We start from the raw sequence: 15,468 nt of genomic DNA, 5'->3' as shown, positions 1-15,468 counted from the left end.
CCCCGGGCGGCCGGCGGCGGTCCCGGCCGACGTGGAGGTGGCGGCCTGGGCGGCGGCGGGCGGGGCCGCGAGGGCTGCTGTGCCGGCGGCGGCACCGGCTGCGGCGGCCAGCAGACGCCGCCGCGAGGTGTCCGCGGCGAGGGGGGATACAGACGATCCTGTCGTCATCATCCTGCCTTTCCATCGATTTCAGGCGAATCGGGGCATGAGGTCGGGGCTGGGGATCGATCGAACCAACCATTAGGTAACCTACTCGTAGGCTACCTAATGGAGGTTGATCTCGGAAGCCCCGGCGATGTTGGGCGCCCGATCTGACCGGCTTACGATCGGCAGACCACGCCGAACCGACCGCCCCAGCGTGAAAGCAGAACCACATGGCCTCCTCCCCGTCTGAATCCGAGCCGCTCATCCGGCTGCTGTGGCGCGCACACAACTGGTTCCGAGCTGCCCTGACCACTGCGTTCGAGGCCCAGGAAGACGGGTCGGCCATCAGTGCGGCACACGTGACTCTGCTGAGTCAGCTCCCGTCAGAGGGGGCGAGCATTGCCGAGCTGGCTCGGCGTCTGGGCGTCAGCGCCCCGACAGCACACCAGTGGGTCCACGAACTTGTCGCCGCGGGTGTGGTGACCGTGGAGAGCGATCCGCGATCCGCCCGGTCGAAGCTCGTGCTGCTCTCGGCGTCCGGCGTCCGGCGCCGCGCGGAGACGATGCAGATCCTGGCCGGGCTCGAAGCCACGCTCGCCGGGCGCATCGGCGCGGATACCGTCACCGCACTTCGGGCCGCACTGGAAGAACCATGGGGATCTCCGGAATCGGTGGTAGTGGAACTCCCCGGCCCTTCCACCCCTTAACCCTGTCGGCTCCCGGGCGCAGCGGCCAGCCCCTCCCCGGGCAGCAGGTGGCGTAGGCGCGGAGCCGGACGAAGGCTTCGTCGATGTTGACGCCGAGCTGGACGGTGAGGATGCCGGTGGCCTGGTCGATCTCCGCCCGGTATCCGCCCAGGTCCTCGAAGCCGCGATCTGCCAGTACTCCGTCGACCGGCGCGCCCGTCTCGTCGATCCGCGCGTCGAGCAGGAGCAGCGTCGCCAGGTCGGCGAACGCCAGCGCGTCGGCCAGCTCCTCGGTGTCCAGCACGGTGGGGACGTCGGCGTACAGGTCCAGAACTCCCGGGCTGATCGCCCCCATCTGCAAAGGGAGCGCGAAGACCGCGCGTGCCCCGGCTACCAGGGCCGCATCGGCGAACACGGCCCAGCGGTCCTGCATCGCGCCGGTCAGCAGATCAGGTGTCAGAACGGCGGAACCCTGGGTGAAGGCGTCCACACAGGGCCCCTCGCCCAGGGTGAGCTGGAGCTCCTCCAGCTGTTCGCTGATGCCGTCGGTGCTGCACAGCGGATGGCTTGCGGCGGTCTTGGACATCGCTGATACCCCGGCTCCGCCGACCGGCAGTGCGGCCACGGCCGCGGTGCACACATCGACCACGCCGACCCGGGCACCGCGTCGGGCCGCCTGCTCGGCGACCAACACCTGGATGCGGGCCGAGCGACTGTCGGACCTCATCCGGGCCACCGGGTCCAGGCATCGTGTGCCAGGCCCTCCAGCCGCGCCGTGGTTCGTTCCCCGAGGGGGAATACCAGCGCACGCAACATGGTCGGGCCCGCCGGCCGCCACACCTCTCCCACGTCCAGCCATCCCCATGAGCGGAGCGACGCGAGGGTCGGGTGATCGTCCGGTTCCACCAAGGTGGCACCGAGTGACGCCTAATGGTCGCCCAGCAGCCGCTCCTGCAAACGGCGGGCCACGTCCTGGTCCTGTGGGTGTGGCTGGACCAGGATGCTGGTGATCGCGAAGACGCCGCCGGACGCCGTGAGTTGCTCGATGCTCTGCGGCAGTGCTCCGTCGAACCCGGACCACCAGAAGCCGTCACTGCCCACCGGGAACCTGAAGGCACCTCCCACCAGGTGGTCCGTCTCCGCGATCACCATGGCGAACCCCGGCCGACGGATGTCACCGGTGAGACGGTTCAGGAAGTCCTGGCGGCTGCGGCTGCGGTACGCCTCCGCGGCGGACGTCTCGCGGGAGTCGACGTACATATCCGCCAGTTCGCCGCTCAGGCCCTGCGTCAGCCAGCGGTTCATCCGACGCAATCGGACCGCGTCCATGGTGGACGACTCGCCTGCATGGGGCTTGTGCGGCTGTCCCTTCCTGGGCTGGGCCTTCACCGCGCATCGCCCGAGAGGACGGGCCCCGGCGGAACACTCCGGTACGGGAGGGCTGGAGCAGCCGGGGCAGGGACGTCCCCGAGAGACGGAGGCCGATGCCCGAGCGGTAGGCCGAGAAGCAGGGCCCCGCAGCCGGTGAGGTCGAGGATCCGCCCCAGCGACTGTGGCGGGTTGTGCAGTCGTAGGATTCCGCCGGCCCTCCTGGTCCGCTGCGCGGCGTAGAGGAAGGCATTGAGGCCGCTGCAGTCGCAGAAGGTCACGGGGGTGAGGTCGACGTCGACGATGCGGATGCCGTCGCTCAAGCACTGTGCCAGTGCCGCGCGCACCAGCGGTGCCGATTCCAGGCCGATCTCACCGGCCAGGGTGATCAGTGCACGATGCCTCTGGTCATGGCGGTAGATGGTGAGCTGTGGAAGGGGCATGACGCCTCGGTTCAAAGGCCATCCGGCAGCGAGGTGGGGATGCCGGGTTTCCCGGCCCCTTGGCGCGCTGTCGGCAGGGGCGTACGTTCGGCGGAGACGGAACGACGGCCGGTCCGAGGGCCTGTGCAACAGGACAGGGGACCCACCCGGTTCCCTCCAGGGATGCGCCGGGTGACGGACGAAAGGTCCGCTCCCCGCAGCCATCTGTGTCGTGAAACGACAAGCCGCCGGGGTCTGGGACGCCTGTACAGCAGCGTAGCCCTCGCGCGGTGCGACAGGTGGCCCGAAGCCGCACAGTCCCAGAATGTGGACGGCGTCGAGGCGCGGCGGACGCGCATATCCGGTGCCCTGCGCGCGCATATCCGGCGCGCTGCACGGCGCTTGGGCCCACACCGGGAGGGCTGCGGCCCGCGGTCGCTCAGACATGGCAGTCCGTCGACTACGCGAGGGAGGTTGTCGACGGTCGGGCATTCCGGTTCCGTCGGCGATCCTGGATGTTGCTGGTGATCTTCAGGTGGTCAAGATCCGACAGAGAAGCCGGAATCGGCCGATTCGCCCGATCCGACGTGGTGGTTGAACTGCCGGAGAAACTTCGGACCCGTCGGCAGGAGTCCTGCCGCGGTGGGGAATCGGCCACTACTGCAGTGCGTGGACCGCGGCGGAGAACACCGGGGGCATCCGGGACGCTACGGGGACGATGAGGCGGGCGGTGCCGGGACGGCGGCTCGCGGCCAGCAGGGCCCCGGTCAGCAGTCGGTGGCGCCGGGTCAGCCGGGTCCAGGCGCGCTCATATGCGTCCGGTCGCCCGGCGGCCAGGCAGTGGACAGCGGCCCCGGCCGTCGCCAGCGCGAGGGCGATGCCCTCGCCGGTGAGGGCGTCCAGGTAGCCCGCGGCGTCGCCGACGAGCAGGACACGGCCGGCGGTTCTGCGCCGCACCCGTTGCCGCAGTGGTCCGGCGCCGCGTACCTCCGTCGCGGCCGGGCCGCGCAGCGAGGCGGTGAGGGCCGGGAAGCCGGCCAGGTGCTCGTCGTATCCGCGACGGCTGCGGCTGAGGACCGCGACGCCCACCAAGTCGTCGCCGACCGGTGTCACATAGGCTTCGCCGTGCCGGGACCAGTGGACCTCCACGAAGTCCGTCCACGGTTCGACGCGGTAGTGCCGGCGCAGGCCGTAGCGGCCGTGGGGGCGGCCCGGCAGTTCCAGTCCCAGGCCGCGGCGCACCGGGGAGTGCAGGCCGTCGGCGGCGATCAGCCAACGGGCCGTGGTCCCGGCGGCGGTGACCGTGTCCGCGCTCTGGCGCACCTCGCCGACCTTGCCCGGCAGCATGCGCACGCCGAGGCCGAGAGCGCGCTCGTGCAAGGCAGAGTGCAGCGTCGTACGGCGGATCCCCAGCCCGCCGTGGCCGCGGAAGGACGCTTCGGCGCGGGTGCTGCCCTCCACGTAGCGGATGCCGAGCAGTTCGCGGCCACTGGCCTCGACACCCAGTGCCCGCAGCGCGGCGACACCGCCGGGCATGACGCCTTCTCCGCAGGCTTTGTCCACGGGCGTGGTCCGGGGTTCGACGACGACGGCCTCCAGGCCGGCGAGCGCGGCGTGGATAGCGGCGGCCAGACCTGCCGGTCCGCCGCCGGCCACCAGTACGTCGATCACGCCGGAGCTGGTGCGGTCGGCGTGGTCGCAGCGGCCAGCGCCCGGTTCTCGCAGCGGATGCGCACGGTGAGCAGGGCGGCGTTGAGTACCGTGAACACGGCCGCGGTGACCCAGGCGGTGTGCACCAGGGGCAGGGCCACGCCCTCGGCGACCACGGCCACGTAATTGGGGTGCCGCACCCACCGCCACCGGTAGGGGCCGCCGGTCACCAGCGGCAGGCCGGGTACGACGATCACCCGGGTGTTCCAGCGGGGTCCCAGGGTGTGGATACACCACCACCGCAGTGCCTGGGAGGCCGCCAGCACGGCCAGCATCGGCCAGGCCAGGGCGGGTGCGAAGGGGCGGCCGGCCAGCCACACCTCGAGCGGGCAGGCGATCAGCAGGCCGGTGTGGAGGGCAACCATCGCGGGGTAGTGGCCCTGCCCGGTCACGGTCGCGCCGCGGGCGGTGCTCCACCGTTCATTGCGGCGGGCGACGACGAGTTCGGCGACGCGCTCGCCGGCGACGGCGGCCACCAGCAGTCCGTACCAGATCATGTGTCCTTCGTGTCCTCCGACGGAGTCCGAACTACCAGCGCAGCAGGACGAGTTCGCCGGCAAAGCCAGGCCCCATGGCCAGCAGCAGGCCCGGTGTGCCCGGCGGCGGGCGGCGTTGAGCCAGGGTGTCGCGCAGTACGTGGAGTACCGATGACGAGGACAAGTTGCCCACGTCGGCCAGATGACGCCAGGTCACATCGAGGGCGCCGTCGGGCAGGTCGAGGGCCTCGGTGACGGCCTCCAGGACCTTGGGGCCGCCGGGGTGGCAGACCCAGGCGGTCACGTCCTTCGGCTTGATCCCATGGTCGCCGAGGAACCCCTCGACGTCATCGGCGAGGTAACGGCGCACCACATCGGGGACCCGCGGGTCGAGGACGACCTGGAAGCCGGTGTCCTTGATGTCCCAGCCCATGACGCGCCCGGTGTCCGGATACAGGTGGCTGCGGGTGTCCGCGATCGTCGGGCCGGCGGTCTCATCCGTGCGGCCCGGGCGGTTCGCGCCGCACGCGACGACCGCGGCGGCGCCGTCGCCGAACAGCCCGGTGGCGACCAGGTTGGCCATGGAGGCGTCGTTGCGCTGGAAGGTGAGCGAGCACAGTTCGACCGACAGCAGCACCGCCACGTGGTCGGGCCGACCCAGCAGGTAGTCGTGCATACGGGCCAGGCCGGCGGCGCCACCGGCACAGCCCAGGCCGAACAGGGGCAGCCGTTTGACGTCCGGCCGCAGTCCGAGTCGGCCGACCAGCCGTGCGTCGATCGAGGGGGTGGCGATGCCGGTGACAGAGGTGAAGATCAGCAGGTCCACTTCGGCGGCGGTCAGGCCGGCGGCATGCAGTGCGCCCCGGACGGCCTTGGCGCCCAGGTCGGTGGCGGCGCCGATGAAGGCGTCGTTGGCGGCGCCGAACCCGTCCAGTTCCCCGTACCGTTCGAGCGGCAGCGTCATGTGACGCGAGCTGACCTTCACGCTGCGGTGCAGCCGGTCCAGGACCCGGCGGTCGGTGCCCTCGGGCAGGCAGGTGCGGGCGATCATGTCAGTGATCTCGGACTGGGCGCGGCGGTGCGGCGCGAGGGCACCGTGAACGGCGGCGATCCGCGTCATATGGTTCCCATCCGGTTACCAACTCGGGTGAGTTGCTCCCCACGTGTTCCCCGGACCGGGACTTCGACACCATGGATCGCCCGTCCGGCGGTGCGCCCCGGAGAGCGCGTGTGTCGGCCGGGTGAGGCCTGGGCGCCTACGATCGGCCGGGTGGGCACTCCCGAGCAGTCGACGACCGGCGGCCCCGAGGCGAGTTGGGCCGTCCGGTTGGCTGGTCTGGCCGGGTCGTGCCACCCCGGGCCTGTCGTGGCGGTCACCGCCTTGATGGCCGCGCTCGCCGTGACCGCCGGCCAGGGCGCCGCGCGTTGTGTGCTGACCGGCGCCGCCGTTCTGACCGGGCAGTTGTCCGTCGGCTGGTGCAACGACGCGTTCGACGCACGCCGGGACATCGCCGCCGGCCGCCATGGCAAACCCGTCGTCGACGGCACGGTCGGTGTGACGGAGGTGTGGGTGGCCGCGTATGCCGCGCTGGCGCTGTGCCTGCCGCTCTCGCTCGCCTGTGGCCTGTGGGCGGGCGCCGTTCACCTGACCGGAGTAGGGGCGGCGTGGGCGTACGACCTGCGGCTCAAGGCAACTGCATGGTCCTGGGCACCGTACGCGGTGGGTTTCGCCGCGCTCCCGGCATTCGTGGCGCTGGGGCTGCCGGGGCAGCCGTGGCCGGCCTGGTGGGTCGTCACCGCCGGGGCGCTATTGGGGGTCGGAGCCCATCTGGGTGACGTACTGCCGGACATCCGTGGCGATCTGGCGACGGGCGTACGGGGATGGCCGCACCGGCTGGGCCCCGACGGCGCGCGGCTGCTGCTGCCGGTACCGCTGGTGGCCGCATCCGCGGTTCTGGTGCTGGGGCCGGCCGGGCCACCCGGCAGGTGGGGATTGGCAGTGCTCGTGGTGACCGCTCTGGTCGCGGTGACGGGAACGGTGCTGGGACGCCGCTGGGAGCGGGTGGCGTTCGCGGCAGCGGTCGCGGTGGCGGTGGTGGACGTGGCGTTGCTGCTGCTGCGCGGCACCGGGATCGCCTGACCGCGCCGCCTCAGACCGTACGAAACCCACAGATGGAAGCGGGAGGTTCCCGATTCCCGCTGCGGCTGCCGTCAGTTCGCGAGTGCTGTCCCCGGTAGTGGCGACGGCTCGGCCGATGAAACTGCCGTTTTCCGCTTGACGGTCCACGAGCCAGTTTCGACGACCGCGCCTACGACCGCGCCTGGCGGGTCCAGGAGGTCCTCACCCAGCGCGGACAGCACCGCAGCGCCAGGGCCGTCGATTTGGTGGTGGCCGCCACGGCCGAGTTGCAAGGGCACTCTGCTGCACCGCGACCGGGACTTCGAGTGCATCGCCGCCGTCACCGGCCAGGCGCTGCATTGGTACAGACCAGAAGCCGGCAACTGAACCAAGGCCGAGCGTCACCCCTTCCGCGAAGCTGCGACCGTCGACCTTGCAGCGCAGAACGGGCTTCACTCAAGCTCTGTGCGCGCGAAGGCGTTCCCGGACTGGACGTCCGACCGAGCTCGGCTCAACACGTGCCCGTCCGAGAACGCGCTCTGCCCACCGGTCCTCGCGCCCGTGCCCATAGCGTGCCCGTAAGAGCGGACAACCACGGTCAACAGCGGCGCGACCCGACCCGCACGACCGCCCGAGCAGAAGCCATCTGCACACGTCAGAGCCGTATGACCGGCCCAGGCGTCGTCTGATCAAACCGGACACCCCCGCGCGAACGACGCAGCCCTGGCGGCGTGGCCCACCGGTGGGACCTGCGACCCCGCCCATGGTCACGCTCCGGGGTGCAGCCCGAGCCAGCCCGTCGTGGGGTCGCCCTTGACCTCGCCGAAGTACAGGGCGAACGTCTGCTTCCAGCGCTCCACTTCGGCACGGTCGGCCATGAAGCGGGGGAAGCCGTCGAGGTGGGCGTTCGGGTACTCCCAGATCGGCTTCAGCCCGCCCGCGGGAGTGACGTCGGTCCGTACCGACCAGCCGAAGCGGGCTGCTTGCTGCCGTTCGGCGGACAGCACCCAGTTGAGGTAGAGCTTGGCCGCGGTCGGGTTCTTGGCCTGTCTCAGGACCGCGAGGCGCTGCCCCCAGGCCACGAACGGATGCCCGTCGGCCACCGCCCACCGCACGGGCTGCGACGCCGACGCCGCCAGGGACCCCGACCCGCCGACACCGATCGCCGCCCGGCCGCCGCTCACCGCCTCCTCGGGGAAATCGGTGCCCCGCCCGAACCGCACGTCCTGTGCGGCCAGCCGGGCCACCCAGTCCCAGCCGTACCGCTCGGCGTACAGCGTGTAGAGATACAGGACCGCGTCGTCGTCATGCGGGTACGACGAGGCGATCTTCCCCTTCCACTTCGGGTCGACCAGGTCGAGCGGAGTGCGCGGCGCGTCCGAACCGACCGCCGCCGGGCCGTACATGAAGCTGAAGCCGATCACCGCGCCCGCCACCCAGGCGCCCTGCGGGTCCCGGAAGCGGTGGTGCAGCTTGGAGAACCCGGCGGGCTTGTAGGGCAGCAGACGGCCTTGCTCCTTCCAGCGCGCGAAGTCGTGCAAAGTCTGCAGCTGGACGAGGTCGGGGACGAGGCTGCCGGTCGCGAGCTGGTTGTCGACACGGACGCCGTGGTACTTGCTGTAGTCCACGATCAGCGTCATGTCCATGCCCGGGAAACGCCGCGTGAAGCCCGCCTTGACGGCGTCCAGCTGGTTCGGCGTGTCACCGCCGGCGTAGAGCACGAGCTTGCCGCCCTCGGCGAGGGCGGCCCGGTACAGCTCGTCGAGCGTCCTGGTCTCCTCGGGGCCGGAGGCGTGCCGGGGCGCGGAAGAAGAGGCTGTGGCCGGAGCCGCGGCGGCGCCGAGACCGAGGGCGGCACCCGCGCCCGTGGCGAGGACACGCCGCCTGCTGAGGAATCTGGACATGTGCGGAAGACCTCTCTGCTGGGGGGGAAGCACGAGACCCGGCGCCATGGGCACGGGCCATGACCAGGGCGTATGCCGAGTGCAGATAGCGCGTGGTCCCTCCGGGGTCTTCGGCACTCGGACGGACCGCCGGACGTGGTGGCGATCCTGCCGCTGTTCGCCACCGGCAACGAGCCACTGCTTTCCCTACAAGCGGTCTTCCTACGACTGACAGGGACAGGCTATGGAGAGGGCAGAGCAGGAGTTTGCCCGGTTCGTGCCAACTCGGTCCCGTTGACGTTGGCGGCGAGCCCCACCGTCGGATGCCGGGCCCACACCGACCGCCACCGCTTCCTCGCCCTCTACGGCATCACACGATCAACGGGCATCCGAGAAAAACGCAGGGCACTGGCCTGCTGTCAGGGCGGGTCGGCATGGGCTGGCGGAAGCGTGCGCGGAGGCACGGGTTACCGGCCCGGCCCGCAGACCGAGGCGCTGCGGCAGATCGTCGTCCAGAACTACTACCGCGACGCGGCAGGCCGCCTGCGCTGGCGCACCGCCGACGACGGCGGCCTGCCGCCCTTTTCGTCGGCGATCGTCGGCACATCGTGGATCACGAGTACGGACTGCTCGTCGCGCTGGGGCGGCCCTCAGTCCGGAGCGATCGCGTCCGCGGCGCACCACGACCATGGCAGAGAACCGTGCCGTGAAGCTGCCGTCTGAGAGGGCCGCAGCCACCGGCCATGCTCCGGCGCGTGTTCGCCGCTCCCCCTCAGCGCACCAAGCCGGTGTCCGGTGAGACCTCGTACGGCGTGCTGGCCCGGCCGTGCGCGCCGGGATTGCGTTCTCTCGTCCACGCGAACCTGTGTACGGGCTGTGTCCGGAGGGGTAGGTTCCTGTCCGCCACCCCCAAGCGATCGGGCAACGCCCGGTGAACCGGCCGCCCACAAGGCGCGCCCGGGACAGCCGGCGTGTCTCCTGGTGAGTAGGAGTTCATGTGGTTGGTTCGTCCCGAGGGTCGCGCAGAAGCAGACTGATCGCCTGCGCCGTGGTGGTGACCGCTGTCGTGGCCGGTGGTGGGCCGTCGCCCGCTTCGCCGGCGCCTACCGCAGCGGCGGCGGAGGGCTTCCGCCCGCAGCTGGTGACGGTGAGCACCCCGACGCGCGCCGACAAGGACCGCCTCGTCGCGCTCGGCCTCGACCTGACCGAGCACGCCGGACACGACTATGTCGAGGTCGTACTGCACCGTGCGGCCGACCAACTGGCTCTGGCGGGCGCGGGCTTCGACTGGCGAGTTCGAATACCGGATCTGGCGCAACGCGAGTCCGACGTCAACGCGGCGAACCGCGCCTACGCCGCCGCCACCGCGGTTTCGCCCCTGCCCTCGGGACGGGACGCCTACCGCGGACTCGGCGCCTACAAGGCCGACATGGACCGTCTCGACGAGGAACACCCCGGCCTGGTAAGGACGTTCACCCTGCCGCGCAAGAGCCTCGAGGGCAAGACCGTGTACGGGCTGGAGATCGCGCACGACGTGGACGCCCCCGAGGACGGCCGACCGGTCTTCCTGATGATGGGGCTGCACCACGCCCGGGAATGGCCCTCCGGCGAGCACGCCATCGAGTTCGCCTTCGACCTGGTCCGGGGCTACGGCAACGACGACCGCATCACCTCCCTGCTGAAGAAGGCACGGGTGCTGGTCGTGCCCGTGGTGAACGTCGACGGCTTCGAGAAGTCGTTCAGCGACGGGCAGTTGGTCGACCTGCGCGGCATCGACGAGGGCGGCACCGGGTCGATCCTCGCCACGCCCGGCAACGCGTACAAGCGCAAGAACTGCCGTATGGCCGACGGCCTGGCCCCGCTCGCCAACGAGTGCGCCCTCGCGAGCAGCCCCGGCGGCTTCGGCGCAGGTGTCGACCCCAACCGCAACTACGGCGGTTTCTGGGGCGGTCCGGGCGCGGCGGAGGAGCCGGTGCAGGCCACCTACCGCGGTGCCGGGCCGTTCTCCGAGCCGGAGACGCAGAACATCCGCGAGCTGGTCAGCGGGCGGCAGGTCACCGGGCTCATCACCAACCACACCTTCTCCAATCTGGTGCTGCGCCCGAACGGCGTCGCGCCCGACACCACCGGTCCCGACGGACTGCCCCTCGGCGACCCACCGGACGAGGCCGCGATGAAGGAACTCGGCGACCGGATGGCGGCCCAGAACGGCTACACCAGTCAGCACAGCTGGCAGCTGTACGACACCACCGGAACCACTGAGGACTGGTCGTACAACGCGACCGGCGGCTACGGCTACACCTTCGAGATAGGGCCCGACGAGTTCCACCCGCCGTTCCCGGAGGTCATCGACGAATACCTCGGCGCGGGCGAGTACGTGGGCAAGGGCAACCGCGAGGCGTTCCTGCTCGCGTTGGAGAACGCCGTCGACCCGGCGGCGCACTCGGTCATCACCGGCAAGGCGCCCGCCGGGGCCACGCTGCGGCTGAAGAAGACCTTCGCCACGCCCACCTGGTCCGGCACCATCGCGGACACCCTCGACACCACCATGACCGTCGGCGCGGGCGGCGGTTACACCTGGCACGTCAACCCCTCCACCCGGCCCGTCGTCAAGGCCCGCCAGATCCGGGTGGTCGACTCCGAGCCGCTGAAGCGGCAGACGTACACGGGTACGACGCTGCCCGCGCAGCCCACGGAGCGGGAGTTCACCGTCGACCGGACCGCCGATCTCCTCGAGGTGAGGCTCGACTGGCCCACCCCGGACGATCTCGACCTGTACGTGCTGCGCAGGAACTCCGACGGCACCCTCACCGAGGTCGGACGGTCCACCGGTTCCGTCGGCGAGAAGGAACGCGTCCTCCTCGACTCCCCCGCGCAGGGCGACTACGTGCTGCGGGTGGAGAACTGGGCTTCTGCCGCGCCGAGTTGGGAGCTCACCGCGTCCCTCTACGACGCGACCGCCCAGGAGGTCGGCGGACTCGTCGAGAACTGGACGCTCTCCTGCGAGAAGAACGGGAAGGTCCTGCAACAGGTGCCCGTCGTGGTCGACCGCGGCCAGCGCGTCAAGGCCGATCTGAAGACCTGCGCGCAGAAGTGGAGCCAGAGCTGATGAGACGCGCGCGCATACGCTTCCGGCGCCTCGTCACCGTCACCTCGCTGGTCGTGTCCCTCGCCCTGCTCCCCCTCACGGGCGCCACCGCGGCGGAGGGCCCGGATGTCACGGTCTCCTCGATCGGCGGCCAGGAGGTCACCGAGGACGGCACGGTCAAGCAGCCGCTGAGCAGCACGGTGGACGTGACCGGCACGGCCCGCACCGGTGTCCCGCAACCACCCGCCGGTGCCGCGCTGCACGCCGACGCGGGCGACAGCCCCTTCGTCATCGCGGGCGAGAAAGCGCCGCTTCTCGGCAGCGCCTACGGCGGTACCGCTCCCTACACCTGGGCCTGGACCGCCGAGCACGGCCGGCTCACCGGCGCGGACTCAGCGAGCCCCGCCTTCGACACGACCGGGCTCACCCCGGGCACGTACGCCATCCGGCTCACCGTCACCGACGCCGCGGGCACCGGCACGAGCGACACCGTCAAGGCCGTCGTGGGCGAGGAGACGAGCAGCGAACTGCTCGACGAGACGAGGACCGACCCGACGCCCGGCGCCTTCCCTGCCGACCAGAGCGTCGAGTTTCCCTTCGACGTGCCCTCCGGCGTGCGGTCCCTGGACGTCACCCTGTCCTGGACGACGCCGGAGCAGGACTACGATCTGCGCGTCACCGACCCGTCCGGCACGGTCGTGGCGAGGTCGGAATCGGCCGGGCACCCGGAGAAGACGTCCATGGCCGACCCGGCCGAGGGCACCTGGAAGGTCGTAGCGGTCAAGTGGGCCACTGTCACGGCCGACGTGACCGCGCAGGTCGTCGCCCGCAGGGTCTCCGCCGATCCGCGGCCCGAGGTGAAGGCGGGGGGCCCGTACAAGTTCGAAACGGGCACCGAGCAACGGCTCAGCGGCATGGTCAACGGCGGCACGGACCCCGTGGAGGCGGCCTGGGACCTGGACGGCGACGGTCGCTTCGACGACGGTACGGGCACCACCGTCACGCCGGAACTGCCCGACGGCCGGCACCTCGTCACCCTCAAGGCGACCGACGCCCGGGGCCTGGAACGGCGCGAGACCACCTCCGTGCTCGTCGGCGACGCCGAGCGGCTGGACGCGGCGCCGCCGGTCACCGTGATCGGCATCGCCGACACCGGTATCAACCCCTACCACCTCGAGTTCTCCGCCCGCACCTACCCCGACCCGGACGTGCTGGCGCTCACGAAGAACTTCACCCGGCACCCCTCGGAGTACATCCCCGGCTACCCGGCATCCGCCCCCGCGATCCCCGTCACCCTCGGCAAGGGCTATCTGCCGGAGGCGGACAAGGATCTGTGGACCGGCGAACGTGTGAAGGGCGGACAGCTCCACTGGATCCCTGGAACGAAGATCATCGGGGCGTACTCGTCGAGCGTCGACGGCGCTCGTCCGGTCCTCGACGACCACGGGCACGGCACCGGCTCCGCGTCCGTCTCGACCGGCAACCGCTACGGCTACTGTCCGACCTGCCTGCTCGTCATGGTCGAAGGGCTCGACGAAACGGTCGCCACCAAGTACCCCTGGGTCGACATCACCTCGCACTCCTTCGGGTACGTCGGGGGCGCCCCCGTCGGCCCCGTGATCAGCGGCGAGGAAGTTACCAAGAAGGCCGCCGAGCGCGGCCAGACCGTCCTGTTCGCCGCGGGCAACGGCGTCGGGAACGCCTTCGACGTGCCCGTCAGCACCTGGCACTCGGACCAGACCGGACCCGACTGGAACATCACCGTCGGCGCGCTGCGCCGCGACGACCAGCGGGCCGTCGTCGGCGACGGAATACCCGTGCACCTGTCGTCCTGGGGCATCGGAAGCCTTCCCTCGGCCTGCCACACCGGTGTCCTGTGCCAGGACCAGTTCAGCGGCACCTCGGCGGCAACGCCGTACACAGCGGGCGTCTTCGGCACGACGCTTCAGCGGGTGCGCGAGGCGATCGGTGACGGACAGGCCGGGCAGAAGAGCGGCCAGGTCGTCGCCGAGGGCGCCGCGCTCGACGGGAGTGTGTACCTCAGGGACGGCAGGCTCACCCGGGGTGAGCTGCGCGAGGCCGTCCTGAAGAACTCCTTCCCGCTCGGCGAGGACAACCTGCCGTCCGCGAGCTGGCCGCTGGCCTCACCGCACACGGCGGGCAACGTCCTCTTCGAGGGGTACGGCGCCGCAACCCCCGAGACCGCGCGCCGCGCCACGGACGTGCTGCTCGGCCGGGCCTTGCTGCCCGAACGCCCCGTCGAGGACGATTTCTTCGCCGCCGACCGGGCCATACGGGACAGCATCTGGGGCGGTTACGACCGGGACGGGGACGGAACCGAGGACCCCGCGCCGCTTCCGGGCGACGTCTCGACGGGCCTCGACGACGTGGCGACGCTCGACGGCGCGCTGGGCGTACTGCGCAGGACCCTCGCCGCCCAGCAGGCCGGCGCGGAACGGGCTGGCACGGACCAAGAGCCGTACACGGAGAAGTCGTTCAGCTACTACCTGCACCAGGGGCCCGACTGTTCGGGCGAGCGGACCATGGACCGCACGGACCGGGCGGGTGACGCGGACGGCTGCCCCGTCGGTGACACCCTGTCCTCCGTAGCGCCGTATCTGCCGACCGCCGCTCACCCGTCGACCGACACCCTGGACGGGCCGCTCGCCGCGGGATCGCGGGTGCGGGCCGAGCTGTACGTGCGGACACGGGCCCCGGCGGCCCTGGTGGGCCCGTCCGTCGTCCTGCTCGCCACCGACCGGGAGATCGGCCGTGGCAAGGCCACGACCCAGCCGGTCACCGGCTCCTGGACGAAACTCACCATCGAGTTCGACACCGCCCGGCACGCCTTCACGGGGGAGCAGCTGACCGTCCAACTGCTCTCCGACACCACCGCCTTGCTCTCGGTGGGATACGAGGGCGACCACGCCACCAGGCTCATGGTCGACCCGGCCGCGCTACCGCCCTCCGGCCTCGAATCCGGCGCCACCATCGAGGCACCCGCGGACGGCGGCGAAATCCGCGAGGGCGAGACCGTCGTGGCCGGCGGCCGGTTCACCTTCCCCGACGGCGGCACCGACCCCGAAGGGGTCGGCGGCCGTCCGGAAACCCGCCGGGTGCAGGTGTCCGTGGACGACGACAGCTTCTCCTCCCCGCTTACCGCGGAGCTCGACGAGGCCACCGGCACGTGGCGGGCCGATGCCGGGCGTCTCGGCATCGGCGAACACGTGCTGTACGCCCGTGCGATGCGGGACGGCACGCCGTCGCAGGCCACACGGACGAGCTTCCGGGTCATCCCGGATGCCCGCGTCGAGTGGCAGGTCGTCAGCCGCAACGCTCCCGTGGAGCCGGCAGCCTGGCGTCCCGCCGAGGGTCTCACCGGCTGGTCGTTCCGGCTGACCACGTCCTCCTACGGTGCCGGCCACCGCACCCTCGTCGTACGTCTGGTGGAACGCGGCACTGAGACCGCACGCGACAGCGTGCGGGTCCGCTTCCGCTGACGCGGCACACTCCTCGGAAGTATCCGGGCGGGCCGGACCCCCTGCGGGGGCTCCGGCCCGCCCCCCGTGTTG

12 protein-coding genes and 1 pseudogene are annotated in these 15,468 nt (G+C 71.3%); 6 read left to right on the top strand and 7 right to left on the bottom strand.

Translation table 11 applies throughout. The annotated features are described in order from the left end of the window. The first annotated feature begins 374 nt into the window (after positions 1-374). The gene (locus V8690_RS22740) at positions 375-851 is read left to right on the top strand and encodes a MarR family winged helix-turn-helix transcriptional regulator (protein ID WP_338781576.1); all 477 of its coding nucleotides are present in this window, start codon (positions 375-377) and stop codon (positions 849-851) included. On the opposite strand, the gene V8690_RS22735 is transcribed toward V8690_RS22740, so the two are convergent. The 6 genes from V8690_RS22735 to V8690_RS22710 all read right to left on the bottom strand — a co-directional run bounded on the left by V8690_RS22735 (position 766) and on the right by V8690_RS22710 (position 5,926). Beyond that, a complete protein-coding gene (locus V8690_RS22735) occupies positions 766-1,557 on the bottom strand; it encodes an ANTAR domain-containing protein (protein ID WP_338781574.1) in 792 nt (263 codons plus the stop codon). The two genes, V8690_RS22740 and V8690_RS22735, sit on opposite strands and share 86 nt — an antisense overlap. A gap of 200 nt (positions 1,558-1,757) precedes the next feature. Then, positions 1,758-2,135, bottom strand: a complete 378-nt coding sequence (locus V8690_RS22730; protein ID WP_338781572.1) for a hypothetical protein — start codon at positions 2,133-2,135, stop codon at positions 1,758-1,760. A gap of 80 nt (positions 2,136-2,215) precedes the next feature. Continuing rightward, the gene (locus V8690_RS22725; protein WP_338781570.1) at positions 2,216-2,641 is read right to left on the bottom strand and encodes an STAS domain-containing protein; all 426 of its coding nucleotides are present in this window, start codon (positions 2,639-2,641) and stop codon (positions 2,216-2,218) included. A 636-nt stretch (positions 2,642-3,277) separates the two neighbouring features. Beyond that, positions 3,278-4,291, bottom strand: a complete 1,014-nt coding sequence (locus V8690_RS22720) for an FAD-dependent monooxygenase (RefSeq protein WP_338781568.1) — start codon at positions 4,289-4,291, stop codon at positions 3,278-3,280. Further along, positions 4,288-4,827, bottom strand: coding sequence for an isoprenylcysteine carboxyl methyltransferase family protein (locus V8690_RS22715; protein WP_338781566.1), 540 nt, complete (start codon positions 4,825-4,827; stop codon positions 4,288-4,290). The genes V8690_RS22720 and V8690_RS22715 overlap by 4 nt, the downstream gene beginning before the upstream one ends. A gap of 31 nt (positions 4,828-4,858) precedes the next feature. After that, positions 4,859-5,926, bottom strand: a complete 1,068-nt coding sequence (locus V8690_RS22710; RefSeq protein ID WP_338781564.1) for a 3-oxoacyl-[acyl-carrier-protein] synthase III C-terminal domain-containing protein — start codon at positions 5,924-5,926, stop codon at positions 4,859-4,861. 150 nt (positions 5,927-6,076) lie between these two features. Between V8690_RS22710 and V8690_RS22705 the strand changes: the two genes are divergently transcribed. Together V8690_RS22705 and V8690_RS22700 are read left to right on the top strand one after the other, a co-directional pair. Beyond that, complete coding sequence (locus V8690_RS22705; RefSeq protein ID WP_338781562.1) at positions 6,077-6,946, top strand: UbiA family prenyltransferase; 870 nt, start codon at positions 6,077-6,079, stop codon at positions 6,944-6,946. 158 nt (positions 6,947-7,104) lie between these two features. Continuing rightward, positions 7,105-7,312: pseudogene (locus V8690_RS22700) on the top strand (VapC toxin family PIN domain ribonuclease); the annotation flags it as partial. 380 nt (positions 7,313-7,692) lie between these two features. Here V8690_RS22700 and V8690_RS22695 read toward each other — a convergent pair. Next, positions 7,693-8,829: an extracellular solute-binding protein gene (locus V8690_RS22695; RefSeq protein ID WP_338781560.1), complete on the bottom strand. Its 1,137-nt coding sequence runs from the start codon at positions 8,827-8,829 to the stop codon at positions 7,693-7,695. Positions 8,830-9,258: 429 nt separating this feature from the next. Between V8690_RS22695 and V8690_RS22690 the strand changes: the two genes are divergently transcribed. From V8690_RS22690 to V8690_RS22680, 3 genes are all read left to right on the top strand, one after another. Beyond that, a complete protein-coding gene (locus V8690_RS22690; protein WP_338781558.1) occupies positions 9,259-9,531 on the top strand; it encodes a hypothetical protein in 273 nt (90 codons plus the stop codon). A 325-nt stretch (positions 9,532-9,856) separates the two neighbouring features. Further along, positions 9,857-11,917, top strand: coding sequence for a M14 family zinc carboxypeptidase (locus tag V8690_RS22685; RefSeq protein ID WP_338781556.1), 2,061 nt, complete (start codon positions 9,857-9,859; stop codon positions 11,915-11,917). Further along, complete coding sequence (locus V8690_RS22680; RefSeq protein WP_338781554.1) at positions 11,917-15,396, top strand: S8 family serine peptidase; 3,480 nt, start codon at positions 11,917-11,919, stop codon at positions 15,394-15,396. The genes V8690_RS22685 and V8690_RS22680 overlap by 1 nt, the downstream gene beginning before the upstream one ends. Positions 15,397-15,468 lie beyond the last annotated feature (72 nt).

It is taken from the genome of Streptomyces sp. DG1A-41 (assembly GCF_037055355.1).
In the GTDB taxonomy this organism is placed as follows: domain Bacteria; phylum Actinomycetota; class Actinomycetes; order Streptomycetales; family Streptomycetaceae; genus Streptomyces.
This window is presented reverse-complemented; position numbering and strand designations above follow the sequence as displayed.

Excerpts from the sequence above, each read along its gene's own strand:
- V8690_RS22740 (WP_338781576.1), top strand. The coding sequence starts at position 375 with ATGGCCTCCTCCCCGTCTGAATCCGAGCCGCTCATCCGGCTGCTGTGG.
- V8690_RS22725 (WP_338781570.1), bottom strand. The coding sequence starts at position 2,641 with ATGCCCCTTCCACAGCTCACCATCTACCGCCATGACCAGAGGCATCGT.
- V8690_RS22710 (WP_338781564.1), bottom strand. The coding sequence starts at position 5,926 with ATGACGCGGATCGCCGCCGTTCACGGTGCCCTCGCGCCGCACCGCCGC.
- V8690_RS22695 (WP_338781560.1), bottom strand. The coding sequence starts at position 8,829 with ATGTCCAGATTCCTCAGCAGGCGGCGTGTCCTCGCCACGGGCGCGGGT.
- V8690_RS22715 (WP_338781566.1), bottom strand. The coding sequence starts at position 4,827 with ATGATCTGGTACGGACTGCTGGTGGCCGCCGTCGCCGGCGAGCGCGTC.
- V8690_RS22730 (WP_338781572.1), bottom strand. The coding sequence starts at position 2,135 with ATGAACCGCTGGCTGACGCAGGGCCTGAGCGGCGAACTGGCGGATATG.
- V8690_RS22680 (WP_338781554.1), top strand. The coding sequence starts at position 11,917 with ATGAGACGCGCGCGCATACGCTTCCGGCGCCTCGTCACCGTCACCTCG.
- V8690_RS22735 (WP_338781574.1), bottom strand. The coding sequence starts at position 1,557 with ATGAGGTCCGACAGTCGCTCGGCCCGCATCCAGGTGTTGGTCGCCGAG.